Here is a 23,874-nt window from a genome sequence, read left to right on the forward strand (position 1 = left end):
TCCGGCATGAGATTTACAACAAATCGAAACGGTCCAGGTTCATCACTTTCACCCATGCCGCGACGAAGTCCTTCACAAACTTCTCGTGCGCATCGCTACACGCGTAAACTTCTGCCAGCGCGCGCAGTACGGAGTTGGAACCAAACACCAGATCAGCGCGGGTTGCCGTGTATTTTACCTCGCCAGTCAGACGATCGCGGCCTTCGAACAGCTCATTAGAGTCGTCGGTGGGTTTCCACTCGTAACGCATATCCAGCAGATTAGCGAAGAAGTCAGTGCTGAGCACGCCCGGTCTGTCGGTAAAGACACCGTTCTGGCTGCCGTCAAAGTTGGTTCCCAGAACACGCATCCCGCCAACCAGCACCGTCATTTCCGGCGCGGTCAACGTTAACTGCTGCGCTTTATCAATCAGCAGCGACTCGGTCGTCGATACATCCAGACGCGCACGATAGTTACGGAATCCATCGGCAATCGGTTCAAGCAGCGAGAACATCTCGATGTCGGTCTGATCCTGACGCGCATCCACCCGACCCGGCGCAAAAGGTACGCTGATGCTGACACCCGCAGCAGCGGCCGCCTGCTCGATACCGACCACGCCCGCCAGCACAATAATATCGGCCAGAGAGGCTTTATTAGTCGTTTTCTGGAGCTCTTCTAATATCGGCAAAACGCGAGCCGCAACGGCGTTTACATCCCAGTCGCGCTGAGGCGCTAATGCCAGACGCGCGCCGTTAGCGCCGCCACGCTTATCGCCGCCACGGAAAGTAGACGCGGATGCCCAGGCAACCGAAACCATCTCGCTAATAGAGAGCCCGGATGCAGCGATCGCCGCTTTCAGATTAATAATGTCTTCCTGCGTTGGCTGGTAGAGCGGTTGCGGCAACGGGTCCTGCCAGATCAGATCTTCTTTCGGCACTTCCGGTCCGATGTAACGCGCTTTTGGCCCCATATCTCTGTGCGTCAGTTTGAACCAGGCGCGAGCAAAGGCTTCATTAAAGGCCTGCGGATCGTTAAGGAAACGGCGAGAGATCTTCTCGAACTCGGGATCAAAACGCAGCGTCAGGTCGGTGACCAGCATGGTTGGCTTACGTTTTTTCGACGGATCGAACGGGTCCGGGATGATGTCCGGCGCGTCTACCGCTTCAAACTGGATAGCGCCAGCCGGACTACGGGTTTGTACCCACTCATATTTGAACAGGTTCTCGAAGAAATAGTTGCTCCACTGGGTCGGCGTCTGCGTCCAGACCACTTCCAGCCCGGAGGTAATAGCATCCGCGCCAACGCCGCTACCATAGCTGCTGGCCCAACCTAAGCCCTGCGCTTCAATCGGCGCGGCTTCCGGATCGGCCCCTACATGGGATGCTGCTGCCGCGCCGTGGGTTTTACCGAGGGTATGCCCGCCGGCGATCAACGCCACGGTTTCTTCGTCGTTCATCCCCATATTGCCAAAGGTGGCGCGAATAGCGGCGGCGGCAGAAAGCGGTTCGCCGCTGTGATCCGGCCCTTCCGGGTTAACGTAGATAAGGCCCATCTCGGTCGCGCCCAGCGGCGCTTTCGCCAGCGCTTCAGGATGTCGGTGCGTCAACCAGGCTTTTTCATCGCCCCAGTTCACATCCAGATCCGGTTCCCAGACATCTTCACGCCCGGCGCCGAAACCGAAGGTACGGAAACCGGAGTTTTCCAGCGCCACGTTACCCGCCAGAATAAACAGGTCGGCCCAGGAAATTTTCTGGCCATATTTCTGCTTAATCGGCCATAGCAAACGACGCGCTTTATCCAGGCTGACGTTATCCGGCCAGGAGTTGAGCGGCGCAAAACGCTGTTGACCACGACCCGCGCCGCCACGACCATCAATAGAACGGTAGGTGCCAGCCCCGTGCCAGGCCATACGGATAAACAAACCGACATAGCTACCCCAGTCGGCAGGCCACCACGGTTGTGAATCGGTCAGCAGCGCCTTAAGATCCCCTTTCAGGGTGGAGTAGTCTAACTTGCTAAACTCTTTGCGGTAGTCAAAGTCTTCACCCAGCGGGTTAGAACGGTTGGAATGTTGGTTCAAAAGATCCACGCGAAGTTGATTCGGCCACCAGTCGCGGCTGGCTGTCCCTGCTCCTGCGCTTCGGTCATGCCCACCCTGATGGAAAGGACATTTTCCAGTAGATAACGTGTTATGGGTATCGTCGGTCGTGCTCATATCTCAGCTCCCTTTTAAAGTGTTACCGTTACGATATACACCAATTAAGTGAAGAGATAGTTGAATTAATCCACAGATTCGATAGCTAATACCTTTTATATTTTTAGTTACAGAGGTGTAGATCAATATGAGTTGTAATAAAGCCCTCAGCAGAGGGCTGGAGGTTATAAACCAGGCCTTACGCCCAGCGTGTGGCAAATGGCATAACTCATTTCCGCACGATTCAACGTGTAGAAGTGGAAATCCTTCACTCCTTCGCGGCTTAAAATTTTCACCATATCCATCGCAATATTAGCGCCCACCAGCTTGCGGGTTTCCGCGTCATCATCCAGCCCCTCAAACATCTGTGACATCCATGACGGAATGCGGACGTTGGTCATATCGGCAAATTTTTTCGCCTGTTTAAAGTTAGACACCGGTAAAATGCCTGGAATAATTTCTACATCGATACCGGCAGAAACGCAGCGGTCGCGAAAACGTAGGTAGCTTTCCACATCGAAGAAAAACTGCGTAATGGCGCGGTTAGCGCCAGCATCCACTTTACGCTTCAGATTAAGCAGATCGGCCTGCGCGCTTTTCGCTTCTGGATGCACCTCCGGATAGGCCGCCACGGAAATATCGAAATCGGCCACCTCTTTGAGCAAGCCGACCAGATCGGCGGCGTATATATCCGGCTTACCGCTACCCGGCGGCAAATCACCGCGCAAAGCGACAATGTGGCGGATACCGTTATTCCAGTAGTCGCGGGCGATGGTACGCAGTTCATCGCCCGTGGCGTCAATGCAGGTAAGATGCGGCGCGGCCTCAAGACCAGTACGCTCTTTAATGCCTTTAATAACGCTATGAGTGCGGTCGCGCTCGCCGGAGTTGGCGCCATACGTTACCGAAACAAACTTCGGTTTCAGGCTGCTCAGGCGATCGATAGAGTTCCACAGGGTTTGCTCCATTTCACTGGTGCGCGGCGGGAAAAACTCAAACGAAACGTTAATCTGACCCTGTACTTCCGCCAGACTCTGATTCAGGGCTTCCCGCTGGTTGGCGTGAAAAAAGCTCATACCTTACCTCATCAATCGCGTGTTATTATTTGTGATGTTGTAAACATCTATCCGTTTAGACGTCCAGATGTAAAAATGACGGAAAAGCGGGAGGACGTCAACCGAAAAATCATGCCAAAGAATGAGGAATATTCAGCAAAGATGAATATTCCTCATGTCACGCCGCGACACTGAGCGCGCCACGGCAGGGGAAATTACTTCTTCACATCCGCAACGCGCATCCCTTTGAGCTGCTCATCCGTGATGGTGTTTCCCGCGTTAAAATAAGCCACCACCGCATTCGACACATAGTAGCCGCCGGAGGTATTCCGCGCCTGACCTTCCGTGAACGCCGCAAAACCGTCGCCGCCGTCGGCAAGGAAGCTGTTGGTGGCGATATGATAAACCGCCGCATCATCAATCGGCTTGCCATTGAGCGTAAAGGCTACCACGCGCTGACCGATGGGTTTGCTGCTGTCATACTTCATCTCCAGACCTTTAGACACCGGCAAAACACCGTTGCTTAATCCGGCGCCATGTTCCATCAGGCTGCGCAATTGTTTACCGGTTAAATCCATCATGACCCGTTCATTAGGGAACGGGAAGGTACGCCAGCGTCCCGCCTCGCTGTGGTTCGTTGAGGAAGAGATAAACGATGACGATTGCCGCGCAGAGTGGCAACTGTTAGGCAAAATCTGGCAGGGAGGGTGCAAAATCAGTGGCAACTCTGGGGGCACGGCAATAACCGCAAAATGGTCTGTTCGTTAACCGGTTCCCACTTAGCACAAGGCGTCGCCGTTAATCTGACAGCCAGTCGCCGCTTTATTACCTGGCTATGGCAACAGCCTGAATTCCAGCAAAGTGCCCACTATTCCGCCGGACGCGTCACGCAAATCCTTAAGACATTGGCGCTGGAATACAATTCACGCTTAGGGTAACAGCCGGATAGTGACGCTCACGCGCTCATCCAGCCTACGGATCTGGCTTAACGTAGGCTAGATCAGGCGAAGCGGCCATCCGGCAGGCATATTACAAGAGCTGCGCCAGGCGGTTGATATCGGACTGAATCGCCCCGGCGGTGACATCGCGACCCGCGCCCGGCCCACGGATCACCAGCGGGTTATCGCGATACCAGCGGCTTTCAATAGCAAAGACATTATCGCACGGCAGTAGCGCCGCCAGCGGATGCTCCGGACGAACCGCTTCGACGCCGACGCGCGCTTTGCCATTAGCGTCGAAACGCGCCACATAGCGCAGCACCAACCCCAGTTCGCGGGCAGCCTCCAGACGTTGCACCATCTGCTCATTTAGCGCATCGCCATTCTCAAAGAAATGATCGATAGACCCTCCTTCACAATGCGCAGGCACCAACGATTCTACGCGTACCTGATCCGGCTCAATGTCGTATCCCGCCTCGCGCGCCAGAATCACCAGCTTACGCATGACATCTTTTCCGGAAAGATCGACGCGCGGATCGGGTTCGGTCAGCCCCTGCTGCCAGGCCTGATCCACCAGATCGGTAAACGGCACCGTACCGTCAAATTGCAGGAACAGCCAGGATAACGTCCCGGAGAAGATCCCACTGATCGAGAGAATCGTATCGCCGCTGTCGATCAGATCTCGCACCGTGTGATTGATCGGCAATCCTGCGCCCACAGTGGCGTTATACAGCCAGTGACGCCCGGTTTTTTCAAATGCGTCATGAATCTGGCGATACTTATCGCTGGCGCTTGCGCCTGCCAGTTTATTAGCGCTAATCACATGAAAACCGTGGCTGGCGAAATCAAGATACTGATCGGCTAACTGCTCACTGGCGGTCACGTCCAATACCACCAGATCGTCGTAGGGATGAGCGCGCATCCACAGGAATAGCGACTCTTCATCCTGCTCAACGGCTTCATCATCAAAGAACGCCAGCGCGCGACTGGCATCCAGCCCGTCATAGCTGAGCAGGCTGCGGCGGCTATCCACCACGCCCGCCAGCACAAATTCAAAACCAGTACGCGCGGAAAGCGTACTTTGCTCACGGGCAAACAGTTCCAGCCAACGGGAGCCGATATTCCCCTTGCCGAACAACATCAGCCCGATGCGTTTTTCGGCGCGGAACAGCGACTGGTGCAACCCCTGGATCACGCTTTCAGTCGGACCGGTACGCAGCACCGCCACCAGACTGATGCCCTCCTCCGACTGCCAGGTAAATTCCACTGGCTGACCTTTGAGCTGCTGCCAGAAGCGATGGCAGTGTAGCGGATTACGAGTGACGCCCGCGCCGACCATCGCCACCAGCGCCAGCCCCTGTCGCAGGCGCAATTCGCCCGGCAGCCCGACATCGTCGAGGAGCTTCAGTACGCTATCCGCTACCTCGGCGGTATAGCAGAACTGCAATAGCTGGCGATCGCGATGCACGCCCACCGCCAGCGGACGCGCCTGCGCCCGTTTTAAAATTTGGTCGAGCTCTTTGTGCGCCAGCCTGAAATCCTGGCTGGCGGGTACCTGGAACTCAATCAGACAGATATCATCGTGACTGGTCACGATACGCGCGCCCGTCCCGGAAGCCAGCACCCGTTCAATTCGGGTAGACCCTTGATCCGGCGTGTAGCTACAGCGCAACTGCAAATCGATATCGCTGCCGGACACCGGCTGTAGCGTACGGGCGTGCAAAACAGGCGCCGCCAGACGCGCCAGCTCGCTGGCTTCGTCCAGACGCAACAACGGCAGCAGGCAGGCATCTTTGACTTTGCGCGGGTCGGCGCTATAAACGCCCGCCACATCGCTCCAGATGGTCACGCGGGAAACACCCGCCAGCGCGCCGATTTGCGTGGCGGAATAGTCGGAACCGTTACGGCCCAGCAGGACCGTTTCGCCGTCATGATTGCGGCTGATAAAGCCGGTCACGACCAGACGTTTGCCAGGATGCTGCGCCAGTAGCTGTTGCAATAAAGGATAAGATAACCCTTCATCAACCTGCGGCTGTGCGGCGCGTTCGGCGCGTAAAAATGCGCGCGCGTCCAGCCAGGCGGCATCCAGCCCCTGCTGATTCAGGACAGCGGACATCAATCTCGCCGACCAAATTTCGCCGTGTCCGACGATCTCAGCATAGACGGCATCCGTTACGCCGCCGTCGAGCAAGGCGGCAAGACGTTCCAGATCGCTGATAAAAGCGCTGGTTAAGTCATCTGCCGCGTCGGCGGGAAGCAGCCCGCTAATCAGATCGCACTGGTAGCGGCGTAACGTCTGTAATACCTGATGCGCAGAAAGGCGATCGGTCTGGCTTAACTTGAGCCAGCTAATCAACTGGTTGGTGGTACTGCCTGCGGCGGACACTACCATCATATCGTCAGGCTGCGAATACTCCGCCATAATGCCTGCGACACGCAGGTAACACTTCACATCCGCCAGACTACTGCCGCCAAATTTATGCAGTTGACGACCTTTCGCCCCTGCCTGCGCAATCACACTCATGTTTACCCCTTGTTTGCAGCCCGGAAGCCATTTTCCAGGTCGGCAATTAAATCTTCGCCATCTTCAATACCGGTGGAGATACGCAGTAGCGTTTCGGAGATCCCGGCGGCGGCACGCGCCTGTGGCGACATACCGGCGTGCGTCATGGTGGCGGCGTGAGAGATCAAACTTTCCACTCCCCCTAAAGATTCCGCCAGCGTAAACAGCGACAGCCCGCCCAGAAAACGACGTAGCGTCTCCTCATCTCCATCCAGTTCAAAACTCAACATTGCGCCAAAGCCTTTTTGCTGACGCGCGGCAATCTCATGTCCCTGATTATCCGGCAGCGACGGATGATACAGCTTCTTCACCAGCGGCTGGGTTTGCAGGTAATCCACAATCGCTTGCGCATTACGCTGCGCCACCTCCATACGCGGCGACAGCGTACGCAGGCCGCGCAGCAGCAGATAGCTATCAAACGCCCCGCCAGTGACGCCAATATTATTCGCCCACCACGCCAGTTCAGTGACCATTTCTGGATCTTTAGCGATCACCACGCCGGCCACGACATCCGAATGTCCGTTGAGATATTTCGTGCATGAATGCAACACCAGATCGGCGCCCAACGCCAGCGGATTTTGCAGCGCCGGGCTTAAAAACGTGTTATCAACGACGCTCACTGCGCCCGCCTCGCGCGCCAGCCGACAGATTTTCGCAATATCTACCACGCGTAACAATGGATTACTTGGACTTTCTACCAGTACCAGCTTCGGTTTTTCTTCCAGCGCGGTCTGTAAGGCGTGCTCATCGCTCTGATCGACAAACCGCACACGATAGCAACCGCGCGTCGCCAGACTGTCAAACAGACGATAACTGCCGCCGTAGCAATCATGCGGCGCGACCAGCAGATCGCCCGGCTTGAGGAAAACGGTCGTGACCAGATGAATTGCCGACATGCCGGTATTGGTCAATACCGCGCCCGCGCCGCCTTCCAGTTCCGCCAGCGCGCGCTGAACAACATCACGCGTAGGATTACCGCGGCGGGAATAATCATGCGCGCGCGGCTCATTGAAACCGGTAAAGTTATAGGTACTGGAGAGATGGATTGGCGGCACAACGCAGCCGTATTGTTCGTCGTCGTTTAATCCGCTACGCACTGCGATAGTAGCCTGTTTACGCGTCATATGAAGATATTCCTGGCTGAGTCGGTGAAAGTCAGGCCACAGATTAACCACTGCCACAATAGACGTCAATACATCTGGACATCTAAACTTCTTTGCGTATAGATTGAGCAAACTGCAAATAGCCGTTAAAATTATATGCATTAGCGCACATCTGCGACCGCTAACTTCGTGTCAGGGCCGCGCCACTACGGTAAACTACGCGCGATTATGGTCCGGGCTCAGGTTCAGACCTCAATATTAATGACGAAGAGGATTAAGTATCTCATGGCTGAATGGAGCGGCGAATATATCAGCCCATACGCTGAGCACGGCAAGAAGAGTGAGCAAGTCAAGAAAATTACGGTTTCCATTCCTCTGAAGGTGTTAAAAATCCTCACCGATGAACGTACGCGTCGTCAGGTGAACAACCTGCGCCACGCCACCAACAGCGAGCTGTTGTGTGAAGCATTTCTGCACGCCTTTACCGGGCAACCCTTACCGGATGATGCCGATCTGCGAAAAGAGCGCAGCGATGAAATCCCGGAAGCGGCAAAGGAAATCATGCGTGAGATGGGGATTGACCCGGAAACGTGGGAGTATTGATCCCGAAAAGAGCGGCGCAGAATTCCTGGCCGCTGTTTTCATGGTAACGAAAACCCTCTACTCTACAGTTGCTCTACCTTACCCCCACAGATAAGAAGAGGCGAGATTGCTTCCGCCTCTTCTCGATCCGTTCATGAACTCATGGCGTTACTGACTAATGCCATTGAATTTATTTAGTGTTTTTTCCATTTTGAGCGTTTCTTTACGGTTCAGTGGATAGAAAAAAATCAGAATAACCGCCGCCAAAAACAGGCATGAAGCCGGTAAGAGATTCGCCATCGTATAAATATTTTCCTGCACGGCGCTGGTTTGAACAGAGCCGCCCGCTGACGAGGATTGATAACCAATAATGGCCAGCATAAAACCGCCAATAGCTCCTGCGCACGCTTGGCCAACCTTGCGAGCGAAGAAGTTCACACCATAAACAGTGCCATCCTCTCGATCGCCAGTAACATACTGGTGATAATCACACACATCGGTCATAAACGCCCAAATCATCAGGTTAAATAACCCCGCCCCCAGCGTCGCCAGGAACAGGAAAACTAAATAGACTTTCGCGTCGGTAATGTGGATGAAAAACATTATCAGATACATCGCTACCGCAAAGAGCAGCGCGCCGACGCTGGCCTCCTTTTTGCCAAAGCGCTTCGTGAGCCAGGATGCCGATGGCGCCAGCAAAACCAGGGAGCCAAAAGTAAACAACAGCGCGACAGACATGGCCCCTTTATTGTGGAAATAGTCATTAAACAGGTAAGTCATGTTGGTACCGGACAATCCCTGATTAATCACGATCAGCAGATCCACAACCACTAAAACAATCAGCGCCTTATTACGCGCCAATCCCTTCAGCAGCATCGACACGGGCATGCTCTCTTTTCTCTCCACACGCACGCGTTCCGTCGTGAGTTGGCAGGTCAACGATAAGAAGATGAAACCCAGTACAGCGCAACCAATGGCGATCCAGAAGAAATGCTGCCCGGAAATCACCTGGCTTCCGTCCACCAGGGTGGTATACATCAGGATCGGAATAAAAAAGCCAGTTGCCCCGCCGCCGATTGCTGACCCAACGCTGCGGTAAGTTGAGAGTGACACACGATCTTCGGGGTTCGAGCTTATCGCTGCAGACATCGCGCCATAAGGAATACTTATGGTCGATAACAGTGAACCATAAATAAAATAGGAGCAGCAGATGTAGATAATTTTCGCCGTATACGAAAAATCCTGCACAAACGGCAGGAACAGGACGACCGCGATGATGCAGAACGGATACTTCATGCGGCGCACCCAGGGGTTAAAACGCCCATGGGCCGTCAGCCTGGAGGTATCACATAAACGCCCGACCCCAACATCGACAAACGCATCAAAGAATTTAGTCACAAAATAGAGCGAGCCGACAATAGCGCCGGAAATGCCAAGTACGTTAGTGTAATAAATCATTAAAAAACTATTTACTAACCCAAGAATAAAACAGGTTCCCAGGTCACCACACAAATAACCAAATTTATCTCTGAGCCCGAAAGGCCTGATGGTAATACTCTTATTGTTTCCGGTGATAGCACCATCACTAGACATGATGTCAACTCCTTAGATACGTTACTCACGCAAATTATGTATATATCCTGACGCTCAACGTAATAAGCCGATACGAAGGGTATTAATCAGAAGTTATATCCAAGACCAACACGGTAACGGGTCTGACGATCGTCTGTCGTTGTGGTGTTATAACCCGAGGAAACGTTACCCAACTCAATAAATGGGAGCCAGGAACCTATGTTATAAGCAACGCGAAAGTTATATTCGTAATCTTCTTTTTTGTTGTTATACAAATCTTCGCTATCGGCAATCTTATAAATCCCGTTGAGTTCAAACATCCAGTTATTGATGTTATAACCAAGCCATGTTTCAGGACGGTAGACCATGCGGTCATCTTTACCATCGCTGTTTCTGCGCATGTACTCCAGGCGATAGCGGAACGCGGTCCACCAACTGTCATTGATGTTATACTGCACGCGGATATAAGGCTTATAAATCGCGATGTTATCGCCCGTTTCAATAGCAATACCAGGTTGCCAGATAAGATCCTGCCAGGTAAACTGATAGCTTGCGGTATACTCGTTGCCGTTGCTTTCCATATTGTTCCACGCATCGTTAGATTGCGCGTCATCGGAGCGAGAAATGGCTTCGACTGCTACCCCAAAACCTGTAGCAAAACGGTGAGACATATAAACACGATCATAGTTACGTCCATCATCATAATATTCATGACGGTAATCAACATAACCCGCGTGCGTGGCCGCAGAGAGTAATGGAATAATTAATAATACGAATTTTAATTTCATGATCGTCCCTCTTCATACACAATTAAGTAATTAACCCGATCTTTACTCCGTTATGGAAAAAGAAAATCGGGCCTATGAATAATTTTAAATTTCCTAAAAAGTGTATTGAAGCAAGGGAAACAAAACCTTTTTGATTTTGCCAACAAAAGAAACAAATGGCAAAAAAATGAAGATAAAAAGGATGGAGATCACTAATAGAAACAATTTATCGAAAAAATAAAAACAGCGTTTTATTTATTAATAAAGGAAATTCATTCAATGACTAAATGTATATTCCAATTCTGGTTCACTCATACAAAAAAAGCGCCTTGCGGCGCTTTTTTCTGGCGATAACTTATTTGCTGCCAGGGATGCTGAAGCGTTTGTTGAAACGCTCAACACGACCACCGGTATCAACAACACGCTGCTTACCAGTGAAGAACGGGTGGCATTTGCCGCACACGTCCAGGTTCAGGTCGTGACCCACGGTAGAGTGGGTTTTGATAACATTACCGCAAGAACAGGTTGCAGTAATTTCTACGTAATTCGGGTGAATACCTTTTTTCATGGGGAACCTCAGTGTAAGGCCGCGTCGCTCTTCCAGCCCTAACGCCAGACACCACGCGAAGTTAATAGTAAAGGGTTTGATGCTCATAACACGCACCAAAGGCGGCGAATCATACAGAATTTGACCACCGTATGCAAACTGATCCGCGCTCCCTTATCGTAATGTGTATACTACCCGACGAAATTTCAAGTCAGGAAGATGCTATGTCCGTCGCGCGCGTTGCCTTGCCCGTTCCGCTTCCCCGAACCTTTGATTACCTGCTGCCGGAAGGCGGGGTCGCCAAAGCCGGGTGCCGCGTGCGCGTGCCATTAGGTAAGCAGCAAGAGCGTGTGGGCATTGTCGTCTCGGTTAGCGACCACAGCGAATTGCCGCTCGATGAATTAAAATCGGTCATTGAAATCCTGGATAACGAGCCGGTCTTTTCTACCTCCGTCTGGCGCTTACTCCTCTGGGCGGCGGATTACTACCACCATCCCCTCGGCGATGTTCTGTTTCACGCTCTGCCGGTTTTACTGCGTCAGGGAAAACCAGCCAGCAACGCGCCCCTATGGTATTGGTTCGCCACCGAAGAGGGGCAAGCCGTCGACATCAACAACCTGAAACGCTCCGCCAAACAACAACAGGCGATGGCGGCGCTGCGGCAAGGAAAGATCTGGCGCTATCAGGTCGCTGAGCTCGATTTTACCGACGCCACGCTGCAAACGCTGCGACGTAAGGGGCTTTGTGAGCTTGCCAGTGAAACGCCCGCGTTTACCGACTGGCGAGAATGTTATGCCGTCGCAGGGGAGCGGCTGCGGCTGAATACCGAACAGGCGACGGCAGTCGGCGCGATTCACAGCGCGTCGGACGGTTTCTCCGCCTGGTTACTGGCAGGCGTGACCGGTTCCGGCAAGACCGAAGTGTATCTGAGCGTGCTGGAAAACGTCCTCGCCCAGGGCAAACAGGCGCTGGTGATGGTGCCGGAAATCGGCCTGACGCCGCAAACGATCGCCCGTTTTCGCGAACGTTTCAACGCGCCGGTGGAAGTGCTGCATTCCGGGCTAAACGACAGCGAGCGTCTTTCGGCATGGCTGAAAGCGAAAAACGGCGAAGCGGCGATTGTCATCGGCACGCGTTCCTCCCTCTTTACGCCGTTTAAGCATCTTGGCGTGATTATTATTGATGAAGAGCACGACAGTTCTTATAAACAGCAGGAAGGGTGGCGCTACCATGCCCGCGATTTGGCGGTGTATCGCGCCCATAGCGAGCAGATCCCGATTATTCTCGGCTCCGCCACGCCAGCACTGGAAACGCTATGCAATGTACGGCAGAAAAAATACCGGATGCTGCGTCTGACGCGGCGCGCAGGCAACGCCCGCCCAGCCCTGCAGCATGTGCTGGATTTAAAAGGCCAGCGTCTCCAGGCGGGACTGGCGCCCGCCCTTATCGCCCGTATGCGCCAACATCTCCAGGCCGACAATCAGGTGATTTTATTTCTTAACCGCCGGGGATTCGCGCCCGCGCTGCTTTGCCACGACTGCGGCTGGATTGCGGAGTGCCCGCGTTGCGATCACTACTACACGCTACACCAGGCGCAGCATCATTTACGCTGTCACCACTGCGACAGTCAGCGTCCGGTACCGCGCCAGTGCCCCTCCTGCGGCTCCACACATATGCTACCGGTTGGGTTAGGGACGGAACAGCTTGAGCAAGTGTTGGCCCCCTTCTTCCCCGGCGTGCCGATTTCACGAATCGACCGTGATACCACCAGTCGTAAAGGCGCGCTGGAGCAGCATCTGGCGGAAGTTCACCGTGGCGGAGCGCGCATCCTGATAGGCACGCAAATGCTGGCGAAAGGCCATCACTTCCCCGACGTCACGCTGGTAGCCCTGCTGGATGTCGATGGCGCGCTCTTCTCCGCCGATTTTCGTTCAGCGGAACGCTTCGCTCAACTCTACACTCAGGTTTCCGGCCGCGCCGGACGCGCGGGTAAACAGGGCGAAGTGGTGCTACAAACGCACCATCCTGAGCATCCCCTGCTGCAAACGTTACTGCATAAAGGCTATGATGCGTTTGCGGAACAGGCGCTGGCGGAACGGCAAACGCTCCAGCTTCCGCCGTGGACCAGCCACGTCATTATTCGCGCAGAGGATCACAACAATCAGCAGGCGCCAGTCTTTCTCCAGCAGTTGCGTAATTTGATTCAGGCCAGCCCGCTATTAGACGATAAGCTGTGGATCTTAGGTCCGGTGCCGGCCCTCGCGCCAAAACGCGGCGGCCGCTATCGCTGGCAAATTTTGCTTCAGCATCCTTCACGGATTCGCCTGCAACACATCATCAGCGGCACGCTGGCGTTGATCAATACGCTCCCTGAAGCGCGAAAAGTTAAATGGGTTCTTGACGTCGATCCGATTGAAGGATAGTCCTCACGATGCGAGGCGGATCGTAAAATTAAACATCCATCACACTTTTTATGAAAATTCTGTAACCGCTTCCACGCACTATCTGATAAAAATGTTTTCGATGAGTGTTAGCAGGGATAGATCTGCGCCAGCAGTTCCCAGGCGAGGAGAAAGAGTGAAATCGAACAAGCAGGTTACTGCCGCTACGATGAAGGATGTTGCGTTGAAGGCGAAAGTCTCTACGGCAACCGTATCCCGTGCGTTAATGAACCCCGATAAAGTCTCCCAGTCGACCCGTAGCCGGGTTGAACAGGCCGCGCTTGAAGTGGGTTATTTCCCGCAGTCGATGGGGCGAAATGTAAAACGCAATGAATCTCGTACGGTTTTGGTAATTGTCCCGGATATTTGCGATCCCTTCTTCAGTGAAATTATCCGCGGTATCGAAGTTACCGCGGCAGAACAGGGATATCTGGTGCTGATTGGCGATTGCGCGCATCAAAACCAGAAAGAAAAAACCTTTCTTAATCTCATCATCACCAAACAGATCGACGGCATGGTACTTCTCAGCTCCCGACTGCCCTTTGACGCCAGCGTTGAGGAACAGCGCAATTTGCCTCCGATGGTGATGTCGAATGAGTTTGCGCCGGAGCTTGAACTGCCGACGGTACATATCGATAACCTGACCGCCGCGTTTAATGCCATGAACTACCTGCTGGATTTGGGCCACAAGCGTATTGGTTGTATTGCGGGGCCGGAAGATATGCCGCTCTGTCACTATCGCTTACAAGGTTACGTACAGGCATTAAGACGCAGTGGCATTGTGGTCGATCCGCATTACATCGCCCGTGGCGACTTTACCTACGAAGCCGGGGCAAACGCATTAAAGCAGTTGCTTGAGCAACCGTTACCGCCTACCGCCGTCTTTTGTCATAGCGACGTAATGGCGCTGGGCGCGCTCTCCTGGGCCAAGCGCCAGGGTCTGAAAGTGCCTGACGATCTGTCGATTATCGGCTTTGACAATATCGCACTGGCCGAGTTTTGCGACCCTCCGTTAACAACCGTGGCACAGCCGCGTTTTGACATTGGTCGCGAGGCGATGCTGTTGTTGCTCGATCAGATGCAGGGGCAAAATGTGAGCAGCGGCTCGCGTTTAATGGATTGCGAGCTGATTATTCGCGGTTCTACGCGCGCTTTACCCTAAAGTAAATAGCTTTAAGACTCACCTGTCTGGTCAAAGGCCCGCCGCTTCAGTAACATGACGGGCTGACGAACGAATAAATACAGCGAAACGATAGTGGCACAACGAGATTATGTACGTCGCGGCCAACCGGCTCCTTCGCGGCGCAAAAAGAGCACCTCACGGAACTCACGGAAAAAGCAAAGCAACATGCCTGCGGTCTCGCCGGCAATGGTCGCGATTGCGGCAGCCGTCCTTGTGACCTTTATCGGCGGCTTGTACTTCATTACGCACCATAAGAAAGAAGAGTCCGAAACGCTACAAAACCAGAAAGTCACCGGCAATGGGCTTCCACCAAAACCGGAGGAACGCTGGCGTTACATCAAAGAGCTGGAAAGTCGCCAACCGGGCGTGCGTACGCCAACGGAACCGTCCGCCGGCGGCGAAGTCATGAATCCGAATCAGCTCACCAGCGAGCAGCGTCAACTCCTGGCGCAAATGCAGGCGGATATGCGTCAACAGCCGACGCAACTTAATGAAGTGCCGTGGAACGAGCAGACGCCAGAACAGCGTCAGCAAACGCTACAGCGTCAGGCGCAGCAGCAGCAGCAGCAGCAGCAGCAGCAGTGGACTCAAACGCAGCCGGTTCAGCAACCACGAACGCAGCCGCGGATAAACGAGCAGCCGCAAACGCGTACGGTACAGTCCGCCCCGGCGCAACCCGCGCGCCAGAGCCAGCCGCCGAAGCAGACGGCCTCGCAGCAACCTTATCAGGATTTGCTGCAAACGCCGGCGCATACCAGTGCGGCAGCGCCGAAAGCCGCGCCAATTACGCGTGCGCCTGAAGCGCCGAAAGCGACAGCAGAGAAAAAAGATGAACGTCGCTGGATGGTGCAATGTGGATCATTCAAAGGCGCTGAGCAGGCAGAAAGCGTACGCGCTCAGCTAGCGTTTGAAGGCTTTGACTCCAAAATAACCACCAATAACGGCTGGAATCGCGTCGTTATCGGGCCGGTTAAAGGTAAAGAAAATGCCGACAGCACCATTAACCGTCTGAAGATGGCGGGTCATACAAACTGCATTCGACTCGCCACCGGGGGTTGAAACCCTCAAAATCTCCCCCATCTATACTTGCATTACGCCCCGTACGCCGTACGGGGCTAGAATTCTGCATTAGTAACCAAGGGGTCTGCTCGTGACAACAATAGTAAGCGTACGCCGTAACGGCCACGTGGTAATCGCCGGTGATGGTCAGGCCACACTGGGTAACACCGTAATGAAAGGCAACGTGAAGAAAGTCCGCCGTCTTTACAACGACAAGGTCATTGCGGGCTTTGCGGGCGGTACTGCGGATGCATTCACGCTGTTCGAGCTGTTTGAACGTAAACTGGAAATGCATCAGGGGCATCTGGTCAAAGCCGCCGTTGAACTGGCGAAAGACTGGCGTACCGACCGTATGCTACGCAAGCTTGAAGCGTTGCTGGCCGTCGCGGATGAAACCGCCTCGCTCATCATCACGGGTAACGGCGATGTCGTGCAACCTGAAAACGATTTAATTGCTATCGGCTCCGGCGGTCCTTATGCCCAGGCTGCCGCTCGCGCTCTGTTGGAAAACACCGAGCTCGGCGCGCGCGAAATTGCTGAAAAGGCGTTGGATATTGCAGGCGATATCTGCATTTACACCAACCATTTCCACACCATTGAAGAATTGACCTCCAAAGCGTAAGGACCTCTCATGTCTGAAATGACCCCACGCGAAATTGTCAGCGAACTGAACAAACACATTATCGGCCAGGATAACGCTAAGCGTTCCGTGGCGATTGCATTGCGTAACCGCTGGCGTCGTATGCAGCTTGATGAAGAGCTGCGCCACGAAGTGACTCCGAAAAATATTCTGATGATTGGCCCGACCGGCGTCGGTAAAACCGAAATCGCCCGTCGTCTGGCAAAACTCGCCAACGCGCCGTTCATTAAAGTCGAAGCCACCAAATTCACCGAAGTGGGCTATGTTGGTAAAGAAGTGGACTCTATCATCCGCGATCTGACCGATGCCGCTGTGAAAATGGTTCGCGTACAGGCTATCGAAAAAAACCGCTATCGTGCGGAAGAGTTGGCGGAAGAACGTATTCTCGACGTGCTGATCCCGCCGGCAAAAAATAACTGGGGCCAGGCCGAACAGCAGCAGGAGCCTTCTGCCGCCCGTCAAACGTTCCGCAAAAAACTGCGTGAAGGCCAGCTCGACGATAAAGAGATCGAGATTAATCTCGCCGCCGCGCCAATGGGCGTAGAGATTATGGCGCCTCCGGGCATGGAAGAGATGACCAGCCAGTTGCAGTCTATGTTCCAGAACCTGGGCGGTCAGAAACAGAAACCGCGTAAGCTGAAAATTAAAGACGCGATGAAACTGTTGGTTGAAGAAGAGGCTGCTAAGCTGGTCAACCCGGAAGAGCTGAAACAGGACGCTATCGACGCGGTTGAACAGCACGGCATCGTGTTTATCGATGAAATTGACAAAATTTGTAAGCGTGGCGAAACCTCCGGCCCGGATGTTTCACGTGAAGGCGTACAGCGCGATTTACTGCCGCTGGTAGAAGGCTGCACGGTTTCGACCAAACATGGGATGGTCAAAACGGATCATATTCTGTTTATCGCCTCTGGCGCGTTCCAGGTGGCGAAGCCGTCTGATCTGATCCCGGAGCTGCAGGGCCGTCTGCCTATTCGCGTTGAACTTCAGGCGCTGACCACCAGCGATTTCGAACGCATTTTGACCGAGCCAAACGCGTCCGTCACCGTGCAGTACAAAGCGCTGATGGCAACTGAAGGCGTCAATATTGAGTTCACCGATTCCGGTATTAAACGTATTGCCGAAGCGGCCTGGCAGGTTAACGAAACCACCGAAAACATCGGTGCGCGTCGTCTACACACCGTACTGGAACGTCTGATGGAAGAAATTTCCTATAACGCCAGCGATCTACACGGCCAGGACATCACAATTGATGCGGAATATGTGAGCAAACATCTGGATGCGCTGGTCGCAGATGAAGATCTAAGCCGTTTTATCTTATAATCGCGTCCAATGCATTTTCATCACTGTTGATGGGGCTGAAAAGCCCCATTTTTATTGGCGCTAAATATGACTGAACAACAACAAATTAGCCGCACCCAGGCCTGGCTGGAAAGCTTACGACCCAAAACCTTACCCCTCGCCTTCGCGGCGATTATCGTCGGTACGGCCTTAGCATGGTGGCAAGGCTATTTCGATCCTCTGGTTGCACTGCTGGCCCTTATCACCGCCGGGCTGCTGCAAATTTTATCCAACCTCGCCAACGATTACGGCGACGCTGTCAAAGGCAGTGATAAACCGGATCGCATCGGGCCGCTGCGGGGGATGCAAAAAGGCATCATCACCCGGCAGGAGATGAAGCGGGCGTTAATCATTACCGTCGTGCTAATCTGTATCTCCGGACTGGCGCTGGTGGCGGTCGCGTGCCATACGTTAACCGATTTTGTCGGCTTCCTGATTTTGGGCGGGCTGTCGATTATCGCAGCCATCACCTACACCGTGGGTAATCGGCCCTACGGTTATATCGGGCTGGGCGATATCTCTGTCCTGGTATTCTTTGGCTGGCTAAGTGTCATGGGGAGCTGGTATCTCCAGGCGCATACGCTGATTCCGGCGCTGATTCTCCCTGCCACCGCCTGCGGTTTACTGGCGACGGCGGTACTGAATATTAATAACCTGCGCGATATTAATAGCGACAGAGAGAATGGCAAAAACACCCTTGTGGTACGTCTGGGCGATGTCAACGCGCGTCGTTATCACGCCTGCCTGTTGCTGGGCGCGCTGCTCTGTCTGGCGCTGTTTAATCTGCTCTCGTTACACAGTCCGTGGGGATGGTTGTTTATTCTGGCTGCGCCGTTACTCATCAAACAGGCGTGCTATGTGATGCGCGAAAGGGAGCCTGCGGCAATGCGCCCGATGCTTGAACGTACCGTTAAAGGCGCGCTGTTAACCAACCTGTTATTTGTGATTGGGATACTCTTAAGTCAGTGGACCGTTTAACTGACAAATATCAATTAACAATTGATGATTTTGCCAACAGTGTACTTAGCGCGATATACTAAAAATTGTCGCAGCAACTAAACGTTAAGCCTATGAAATACGATACTTCCGAGCTTTGTGACATCTATCAGGAAGATGTCAACGTCGTGGAACCGCTGTTCTCTAACTTTGGAGGGCGGTCGTCGTTTGGCGGACAAATCATCACGGTAAAATGTTTCGAGGACAACGGGTTGCTGTACGATCTGCTCGAACAAAATGGCCGTGGTCGGGTTCTGCTGGTCGATGGCGGCGGTTCTGTCCGTCGTGCATTGGTCGATGCGGAGCTGGCGCGTCTGGCTACGCAAAATGAATGGGAAGGGCTGGTTATCTATGGCGCGGTGCGTCAGGTGGACGATCTGGAAGAGCTGGATATCGGCATTCAGGCGATCGCCGCAATCCCGGTTGGCGCCGCAGGTGAAGGCATTGGGGAAAGCGATGTGCGCGTCAATTTCGGCGGCGTGACGTTCTTCTCCGGCGATCATCTCTATGCCGACAACACCGGTATTATCCTTTCCGAAGACCCGCTTGATATCGAGTGATCAAAAAAAGGCGCCGCAAGGCGCCTTTTTTATGCGTTGTCGCTGATTGCCGGATGGCAGCTTACACGCAGGGACGATTACGCGAACGATTTCGTGTTGTAGCAAGGCGGCAAGCGAAGATATCCCCAGGAGCGTAGTGAACTACGTGACTGGGGTAACTGAGCGCAGCCAACGCAGCTACGGCACGAAAGATAAAGCGTAATCAGACTTCTTCCATACGACCAAGCAGGGCCTGCAGACGCTCCTGCCAGCCGCTCTGCTGTTCCTTCAGAGAGTTGTTCTCACGCTCCAGCTCTTCACGCTGATGCTGTGCAGACTGTACTTCCTGCGCCAGGCTGTTGTTCTTTTCTTTCAGCTCTTCAATTTCCATCTGTAACAGGGTGATGGTGTCAATCGCCTGCTGTACTTTTGCTTCCAGTTTCTCAAACACTTCTAAAGACATGATCTTACCTCTCCTGAATTGCAAGGCGACGCTTCACGTAAACGCGCACAATATATAGTGCCGATTGTATGAAGCCCCGCTCTCGCTGTCCAGCGACATACCGCGTAGATTGCGGTTTGCAACAATTTTCATCCATCTCCTGGTAACATTCATCCAATAACTCAAAAGTGTTAACATGTTGGTTAATAAAATGATTCAATTCACACTCTTCTACTGTCTCAAAACGCGCTTCATGGCGCGATAACGCTCATTTTATTGACGCAGTACACACATTTCGATTTCGATATTTCTCGTTTTTGCTCGTTAACGATAAATTAACAGTGTGCCTACAGGGCATCGTGGATGTCCATGACCTCCTCGCATACCAATAAACATTACATACTCTTCAGGATCCGATTATGAGTCAAACATCAACCTTAAAAGGCCAGTGCATTGCTGAATTCCTCGGTACCGGGTTGTTGATTTTTTTCGGTGTGGGTTGTGTCGCTGCGCTTAAAGTTGCCGGAGCCACTTTTGGGCAGTGGGAAATCAGCGTCATCTGGGGTCTGGGAGTAGCGATGGCTATCTACCTGACGGCAGGTGTTTCTGGCGCACACCTGAACCCGGCAGTGACCATCGCACTCTGGCTATTTGCCTGTTTCGACAAACGTAAAGTTGTTCCTTTTATTATTTCTCAAGTTGCCGGCGCCTTTTGCGCAGCGGCGTTAGTTTACGGGCTTTATTACAATCTTTTTGTGGACTTCGAACAAACCCACCATATCGTCCGTGGCAGCGTTGAAAGTCTTGATCTCGCAGGCATTTTCTCAACTTACCCGAATCCTCATATCAATTTTGTGCAGGCCTTCGCGGTTGAAATGGTGATTACCGCTATTCTGATGGGGCTGATTCTGGCGCTGACCGACGACGGCAACGGCGTACCTCGCGGTCCGCTTGCACCACTGCTCATTGGTTTACTGATCGCCGTTATCGGTGCCTCTATGGGGCCGTTGACCGGCTTTGCGATGAATCCGGCGCGTGACTTTGGCCCCAAAATGTTCGCCGGGCTTGCCGGTTGGGGCGAAATTGCGTTTACCGGCGGTAGAGACATTCCTTACTTCCTGGTGCCGCTGTTTGGCCCCATCGTCGGCGCCATTCTGGGCGCATTTGCTTATCGCAAATTTATTGGCCGTCATTTGCCGTGCGATACCTGCGTCGTGGAAGAGAAGGACTCCACCGCTACCACACAACAAAATGCTTCGCTGTAATCTGATTACGGGACAAAATTATGACTGAAAAAAAATATATCGTTGCGCTCGACCAGGGCACCACCAGCTCCCGCGCGGTCGTTATGGATCATGACGCGAATATCGTCAGCGTATCACAGCGCGAATTTGAGCAAATTTATCCTAAGCCAGGCTGGGTGGAACACGACCCGATGGAAATTTGGGCGTCCCAAAGCTCAACGCTGGTAGAAGTGCTGGCCAAGGCCGATATCAGTTCCGATCAGATTGCCGCTATCGGTATCACCAACCAACGTGAAACCGCGATCGTCTGGGAACGTGAAACCGGCAAACCAATATACAACGCTATTGTCTGGCAGTGCCGTCGTACCGCCGACATTTGCGAACAGCTTAAACGAGACGGCCTGGAAGATTACATCCGCGACAATACCGGTCTGGTCGTCGACCCGTACTTCTCTGGCACTAAAGTGAAATGGATCCTTGACCATGTGGAAGGTTCGCGTGAACGCGCGAAGCGTGGCGAGCTGCTGTTCGGTACGGTGGATACCTGGCTTATCTGGAAGATGACGCAGGGCCGCGTCCACGTTACGGATTACACCAACGCCTCACGAACCATGCTGTTCAACATTCATGATCTGGACTGGGACGATAAGATGCTGGACGTGCTGGATATCCCACGCGCGATGCTGCCCCAGGTACGTAAGTCCTCCGAAGTTTACGGCCAAACCAATATTGGCGGTAAAGGCGGTACGCGTATTCCTATCGCCGGTATCGCCGGGGATCAGCAGGCGGCGCTATTCGGCCAACTGTGCGTAAAGGAAGGGATGGCGAAGAATACCTACGGCACCGGCTGCTTTATGCTGATGAACACCGGCGAGAAAGCGGTAAAATCGGAAAACGGCCTGCTGACCACCATCGCCTGCGGCCCAAGCGGCGAAGTTAACTATGCGCTGGAAGGCGCGGTGTTTATGGCGGGAGCGTCCATTCAATGGCTGCGTGATGAAATGAAGCTCATCAGCGACGCGTTCGACTCCGAATATTTCGCCACGAAAGTGAAAGATACCAACGGTGTCTACGTGGTTCCGGCCTTCACCGGTCTGGGCGCGCCGTACTGGGACCCGTATGCCCGCGGCGCCATTTTTGGCCTGACCCGCGGCGTGAACTCCAATCACATTATCCGCGCGACGCTCGAATCCATCGCTTACCAGACCCGCGACGTACTGGAAGCGATGCAGGCGGATTCCGGCATTCGCCTGCACGCTCTGCGTGTGGACGGCGGCGCGGTGGCCAACAACTTCCTGATGCAGTTCCAGTCAGATATTCTCGGCACCCGCGTGGAACGCCCGGAAGTGCGTGAAGTGACGGCGCTGGGCGCGGCCTATCTGGCCGGTCTGGCGGTCGGCTACTGGCAGAATCTGGATGAGCTGCAGGAAAAAGCGGTTATTGAGCGTGAATTCCGCCCCGGCATTGAAACTACCGAGCGTAACTACCGTTATAGCGGCTGGAAGAAAGCGGTTCAACGCGCGATGGCGTGGGAAGATCACGACAAGTAAGGTCGCCATCCGGCAAAATCTTTGTGCGGGGGCAACTCCGCACACACATCAATTATTCCCTCCCTCCCCTGTGCTACACTGCGCGCCATTCCTTTCTGCTACGAGTTTGTTATGAGACGAGAACTTGCCATCGAATTTTCCCGTGTAACCGAAGCGGCGGCGCTGGCTGGCTACAAATGGCTGGGACGCGGCGATAAAAATATCGCGGACGGCGCGGCGGTCAACGCCATGCGTATCATGCTCAACCAGGTCAACATTGACGGCACCATCGTGATTGGCGAAGGCGAAATCGACGAGGCCCCGATGCTCTATATCGGCGAGAAAGTCGGTACAGGCCACGGCGATGCGGTAGATATCGCCGTCGATCCGATTGAGGGCACGCGCATGACGGCGATGGGCCAGGCGAACGCGCTGGCGGTACTGGCGGTCGGCGATAAAGGCTGTTTCCTGAATGCGCCCGATATGTATATGGAAAAACTGATTGTCGGTCCGGGCGCCAAAGGGGCAATCGATCTCAATCTGCCGCTGGCGGATAACCTGCGCAACATCGCGGATGCGCTGGGTAAACCGCTTGGCGATCTGACCGTGACCATTCTGGCAAAACCGCGTCATGACGAGGTCATCGCAGAGATGGCCAAACTGGGCGTGCGCGTATTTGCCATTCCTGACGGCGACGTCGCGGCCTCAATTCTGACCTGTATGCCGGATAGCGAAGTCGACGTGCTGTACGGGATTGGCGGCGCGCCAGAGGGCGTGGTATCCGCAGCGGTGATCCGCGCGCTGGACGGCGACATGCAGGGACGTCTGCTGGCACGCCATGACGTGAAAGGCGACAGCGAAGAAAATCGCCGCATTGGCGAACAGGAACTGGCGCGCTGCAAAGCAATGGGGATTGAAGCGGACAAGGCGTTATGCCTGGGCGACATGGCGCGTAGCGATAACGTTATTTTCTCCGCGACTGGCATCACGAAAGGCGATCTGCTGGAAGGAATTAGCCGGAAAGGCAATATCGCCACGACGGAAACGCTGCTGATCCGCGGCAAATCACGCACTATCCGCCGCATTCAGTCAATCCACTACCTTGATCGTAAAGATCCGGATGTGCAGGCGCATATCCTCTAGCGCATTTGTTAGTTAGA

The 23,874-nt window shown here is 53.8% G+C and carries 19 protein-coding genes and 2 pseudogenes; 12 read left to right on the forward strand and 9 right to left on the reverse strand.

All coding sequences use genetic code 11. The annotated features are described in order from the left end of the window. Positions 1-13: 13 nt before the first annotated feature. The 3 genes and pseudogenes from katG to F4V72_RS20470 form a co-directional block, all read right to left on the reverse strand. Positions 14-2,194 carry a catalase/peroxidase HPI gene (gene katG / locus F4V72_RS20460; protein WP_023249161.1) on the reverse strand — a complete coding sequence of 727 codons (2,181 nt, stop codon included), beginning with the start codon at positions 2,192-2,194 and terminating at the stop codon, positions 14-16. 164 nt (positions 2,195-2,358) lie between these two features. Continuing rightward, positions 2,359-3,249: a methylenetetrahydrofolate reductase gene (gene metF / locus F4V72_RS20465; RefSeq protein ID WP_023249160.1), complete on the reverse strand. Its 891-nt coding sequence runs from the start codon at positions 3,247-3,249 to the stop codon at positions 2,359-2,361. Between the two features lie 194 nt (positions 3,250-3,443). After that, a pseudogene (locus tag F4V72_RS20470) lies at positions 3,444-3,836 on the reverse strand (5'-nucleotidase C-terminal domain-containing protein); the annotation flags it as partial. On the opposite strand from F4V72_RS20470, the pseudogene F4V72_RS24540 reads away from it, so the two are divergent. After that, a pseudogene (locus F4V72_RS24540) lies at positions 3,832-4,166 on the forward strand (cytoplasmic protein); the annotation flags it as partial. The pseudogenes F4V72_RS20470 and F4V72_RS24540 overlap by 5 nt on opposite strands. 91 nt (positions 4,167-4,257) lie before the next feature. Here F4V72_RS24540 and metL read toward each other — a convergent pair. Next, a complete protein-coding gene (metL, locus tag F4V72_RS20480) occupies positions 4,258-6,690 on the reverse strand; it encodes a bifunctional aspartate kinase/homoserine dehydrogenase II (protein WP_023249157.1) in 2,433 nt (810 codons plus the stop codon). Positions 6,691-6,692: 2 nt separating this feature from the next. After that, complete coding sequence (gene metB / locus F4V72_RS20485) at positions 6,693-7,853, reverse strand: cystathionine gamma-synthase (RefSeq protein ID WP_023249156.1); 1,161 nt, start codon at positions 7,851-7,853, stop codon at positions 6,693-6,695. 264 nt (positions 7,854-8,117) lie between these two features. Here metB and metJ point away from each other — a divergent pair, with 264 nt between their 5' ends. Then, positions 8,118-8,435, forward strand: a complete 318-nt coding sequence (metJ, locus tag F4V72_RS20490) for a met regulon transcriptional regulator MetJ (RefSeq protein WP_000852811.1) — start codon at positions 8,118-8,120, stop codon at positions 8,433-8,435. Positions 8,436-8,582: 147 nt separating this feature from the next. On the opposite strand, the gene F4V72_RS20495 is transcribed toward metJ, so the two are convergent. The 3 genes from F4V72_RS20495 to rpmE form a co-directional block, all read right to left on the reverse strand. Then, the gene (locus tag F4V72_RS20495; RefSeq protein WP_136058572.1) at positions 8,583-10,007 is read right to left on the reverse strand and encodes an MFS transporter; all 1,425 of its coding nucleotides are present in this window, start codon (positions 10,005-10,007) and stop codon (positions 8,583-8,585) included. Positions 10,008-10,093: 86 nt separating this feature from the next. Then, positions 10,094-10,774 (reverse strand): oligogalacturonate-specific porin KdgM family protein, encoded by a 681-nt coding sequence (locus tag F4V72_RS20500; RefSeq protein WP_023249154.1) that lies wholly within the window; start codon positions 10,772-10,774, stop codon positions 10,094-10,096. 334 nt (positions 10,775-11,108) lie between these two features. Continuing rightward, a complete protein-coding gene (gene rpmE / locus F4V72_RS20505; protein WP_000715284.1) occupies positions 11,109-11,321 on the reverse strand; it encodes a 50S ribosomal protein L31 in 213 nt (70 codons plus the stop codon). A 203-nt stretch (positions 11,322-11,524) separates the two neighbouring features. Here rpmE and priA point away from each other — a divergent pair, with 203 nt between their 5' ends. The 7 genes from priA to rraA all read left to right on the forward strand — a co-directional run bounded on the left by priA (position 11,525) and on the right by rraA (position 19,520). Next, positions 11,525-13,723, forward strand: a complete 2,199-nt coding sequence (gene priA / locus F4V72_RS20510; protein ID WP_136058573.1) for a primosomal protein N' — start codon at positions 11,525-11,527, stop codon at positions 13,721-13,723. A gap of 154 nt (positions 13,724-13,877) precedes the next feature. After that, entirely contained in the window at positions 13,878-14,903 is a 1,026-nt protein-coding gene (cytR, locus tag F4V72_RS20515) for a DNA-binding transcriptional regulator CytR (protein WP_023249152.1), read from the forward strand. 93 nt (positions 14,904-14,996) lie between these two features. Then, on the forward strand, positions 14,997-15,983 hold the full coding sequence (gene ftsN / locus F4V72_RS20520; protein WP_136058574.1) for a cell division protein FtsN: 987 nt from the start codon (positions 14,997-14,999) through the stop codon (positions 15,981-15,983). Between the two features lie 91 nt (positions 15,984-16,074). Continuing rightward, a complete protein-coding gene (gene hslV, locus F4V72_RS20525) occupies positions 16,075-16,605 on the forward strand; it encodes an ATP-dependent protease subunit HslV (RefSeq protein WP_000208241.1) in 531 nt (176 codons plus the stop codon). Positions 16,606-16,614: 9 nt separating this feature from the next. Beyond that, positions 16,615-17,946: an HslU--HslV peptidase ATPase subunit gene (hslU, locus tag F4V72_RS20530; RefSeq protein ID WP_023249150.1), complete on the forward strand. Its 1,332-nt coding sequence runs from the start codon at positions 16,615-16,617 to the stop codon at positions 17,944-17,946. 66 nt (positions 17,947-18,012) lie between these two features. Continuing rightward, entirely contained in the window at positions 18,013-18,942 is a 930-nt protein-coding gene (gene menA / locus F4V72_RS20535) for a 1,4-dihydroxy-2-naphthoate polyprenyltransferase (protein ID WP_023249149.1), read from the forward strand. 92 nt (positions 18,943-19,034) lie between these two features. Beyond that, positions 19,035-19,520 carry a ribonuclease E activity regulator RraA gene (rraA, locus tag F4V72_RS20540; protein WP_000872918.1) on the forward strand — a complete coding sequence of 162 codons (486 nt, stop codon included), beginning with the start codon at positions 19,035-19,037 and terminating at the stop codon, positions 19,518-19,520. Positions 19,521-19,722: 202 nt separating this feature from the next. Here rraA and zapB read toward each other — a convergent pair whose 3' ends face one another. Continuing rightward, the gene (gene zapB / locus F4V72_RS20545) at positions 19,723-19,962 is read right to left on the reverse strand and encodes a septal ring assembly protein ZapB (protein WP_000051365.1); all 240 of its coding nucleotides are present in this window, start codon (positions 19,960-19,962) and stop codon (positions 19,723-19,725) included. A 398-nt stretch (positions 19,963-20,360) separates the two neighbouring features. Between zapB and F4V72_RS20550 the strand changes: the two genes are divergently transcribed. The 3 genes from F4V72_RS20550 to glpX all read left to right on the forward strand — a co-directional run bounded on the left by F4V72_RS20550 (position 20,361) and on the right by glpX (position 23,857). Continuing rightward, a complete protein-coding gene (locus F4V72_RS20550) occupies positions 20,361-21,206 on the forward strand; it encodes an MIP/aquaporin family protein (protein WP_000084285.1) in 846 nt (281 codons plus the stop codon). Between the two features lie 20 nt (positions 21,207-21,226). Continuing rightward, the gene (gene glpK / locus F4V72_RS20555) at positions 21,227-22,735 is read left to right on the forward strand and encodes a glycerol kinase GlpK (RefSeq protein WP_063389967.1); all 1,509 of its coding nucleotides are present in this window, start codon (positions 21,227-21,229) and stop codon (positions 22,733-22,735) included. A 111-nt stretch (positions 22,736-22,846) separates the two neighbouring features. After that, positions 22,847-23,857 (forward strand): class II fructose-bisphosphatase, encoded by a 1,011-nt coding sequence (glpX, locus tag F4V72_RS20560; RefSeq protein WP_080071078.1) that lies wholly within the window; start codon positions 22,847-22,849, stop codon positions 23,855-23,857. Positions 23,858-23,874: the final 17 nt, after the last annotated feature.

The sequence above is a fragment of the Salmonella enterica subsp. diarizonae genome (assembly GCF_008692785.1).
In the GTDB taxonomy this organism is placed as follows: domain Bacteria; phylum Pseudomonadota; class Gammaproteobacteria; order Enterobacterales; family Enterobacteriaceae; genus Salmonella; species Salmonella diarizonae.

Bases quoted from the DNA above. Each gene is read 5' to 3' on its own strand.
- metF (WP_023249160.1), bottom strand. From the start codon at position 3,249: ATGAGCTTTTTTCACGCCAACCAGCGGGAAGCCCTGAATCAGAGTCTG.
- rraA (WP_000872918.1), top strand. From the start codon at position 19,035: ATGAAATACGATACTTCCGAGCTTTGTGACATCTATCAGGAAGATGTC.
- menA (WP_023249149.1), top strand. From the start codon at position 18,013: ATGACTGAACAACAACAAATTAGCCGCACCCAGGCCTGGCTGGAAAGC.
- F4V72_RS20500 (WP_023249154.1), bottom strand. From the start codon at position 10,774: ATGAAATTAAAATTCGTATTATTAATTATTCCATTACTCTCTGCGGCC.
- metJ (WP_000852811.1), top strand. From the start codon at position 8,118: ATGGCTGAATGGAGCGGCGAATATATCAGCCCATACGCTGAGCACGGC.
- rpmE (WP_000715284.1), bottom strand. From the start codon at position 11,321: ATGAAAAAAGGTATTCACCCGAATTACGTAGAAATTACTGCAACCTGT.
- zapB (WP_000051365.1), bottom strand. From the start codon at position 19,962: ATGTCTTTAGAAGTGTTTGAGAAACTGGAAGCAAAAGTACAGCAGGCG.
- katG (WP_023249161.1), bottom strand. From the start codon at position 2,194: ATGAGCACGACCGACGATACCCATAACACGTTATCTACTGGAAAATGT.
- priA (WP_136058573.1), top strand. From the start codon at position 11,525: ATGTCCGTCGCGCGCGTTGCCTTGCCCGTTCCGCTTCCCCGAACCTTT.
- F4V72_RS20550 (WP_000084285.1), top strand. From the start codon at position 20,361: ATGAGTCAAACATCAACCTTAAAAGGCCAGTGCATTGCTGAATTCCTC.
- F4V72_RS20495 (WP_136058572.1), bottom strand. From the start codon at position 10,007: ATGTCTAGTGATGGTGCTATCACCGGAAACAATAAGAGTATTACCATC.
- hslU (WP_023249150.1), top strand. From the start codon at position 16,615: ATGTCTGAAATGACCCCACGCGAAATTGTCAGCGAACTGAACAAACAC.
- glpX (WP_080071078.1), top strand. From the start codon at position 22,847: ATGAGACGAGAACTTGCCATCGAATTTTCCCGTGTAACCGAAGCGGCG.
- metB (WP_023249156.1), bottom strand. From the start codon at position 7,853: ATGACGCGTAAACAGGCTACTATCGCAGTGCGTAGCGGATTAAACGAC.
- metL (WP_023249157.1), bottom strand. From the start codon at position 6,690: ATGAGTGTGATTGCGCAGGCAGGGGCGAAAGGTCGTCAACTGCATAAA.
- glpK (WP_063389967.1), top strand. From the start codon at position 21,227: ATGACTGAAAAAAAATATATCGTTGCGCTCGACCAGGGCACCACCAGC.